The sequence below is a fragment of the Cecembia lonarensis LW9 genome, assembly GCF_000298295.1.
Taxonomy (GTDB): Bacteria; Bacteroidota; Bacteroidia; order Cytophagales; family Cyclobacteriaceae; genus Cecembia; species Cecembia lonarensis.
Genome location: NZ_AMGM01000211.1, coordinates 1 through 1027 on the forward strand (window position 1 = coordinate 1; position 1027 = coordinate 1027).

A 1027-nucleotide genomic window follows, 5' to 3' on the forward strand; every position below is an offset into this window, starting at 1 on the left:
CTCGGGGCGATGCTGCCATCGGACCCGGAGGCCAGCGCGTGGAAGAGTATCGGGCGCATCGCCATGATCCGTTCCACCGCCATGCTCATGGGGTTGATCGGACTCGGTATCGTCACTGTGGTCAGCGACGGATTCCTCGCCGGGATCCACGGTGGTATCTCCATGCCGATGTGGCCCTTGGCCATCGGATCCGCGCTGCTACTGCCGCTGGCCCTGCTGCTGTACTGGCTCGGTGCCCGCTGGGGACGGGCCCGGGCCGCCGAACTGGGTCTGGCACCCAGCGACGACGAGGCACGCGAAGATGCACTGTGGATCTCGGGGATCCTCTACAACGATCCGGCAGACCCGGCCATCTTGGTACCGCAGCGCTCCGGGATGGGATCCGGCAGCACCATCAATGTGGGACACCGCACGGGAAAATTAATCGCCATCGGTTTTGTGGTGATCATGAGCGCATTTGTATTGTCCATGGCGTTGATCCCCTCCTGATCGCTCGGGCCGCGGTTAGACTGATGCGGTGACGATTCAACCGACGGTTCAAACCCCGTATGAAGACCTGCTGCGTGACGTCCTGGCCCATGGCACCGCCAAGGGCGATAGGACCGGCACCGGAACCTCAAGTGTGTTTGGCCGACAAATGCGCTTTGACCTCTCCGAATCCTTCCCGCTGATCACCACCAAGCGGGTGCACTTCAAGTCCGTGGCCGTGGAACTGCTCTGGTTCCTGCGCGGGGATTCAAACACCTCCTACCTGCGTGAGAACGGGGTGAAGATCTGGGATCAGTGGGCCGATGAAAACGGCGAACTGGGACCGGTCTACGGGGTACAGTGGCGCTCCTGGCCCACCGCGGACGGATCCCACATCGACCAGATCACCCAGGTCATGGATTCGCTGCGCAGCAACCCGGATTCACGCCGGCACATCGTCTCGGCCTGGAACGTCGCCGAGGTCCAGAACATGGCGCTGCCGCCCTGCCACGCGTTCTTCCAGTTCTATGTGGCCGACGGCATACTCTCCTGCCAGCTC

At 62.7% G+C, this 1027-nt stretch carries 2 protein-coding genes; both read left to right on the top strand.

Translation table 11 applies throughout. The features are described from left to right. A partial coding sequence (locus B879_RS23805; protein ID WP_040401536.1) for a DUF5808 domain-containing protein occupies window positions 1–489 on the top strand: 489 nt, incomplete at its 5' end. Window positions 490–523: 34 nt separating this feature from the next. Further along, the coding region (gene thyA / locus B879_RS23810) for a thymidylate synthase (RefSeq protein ID WP_040401537.1) at window positions 524–1027 on the top strand (504 nt) is incomplete at its 3' end.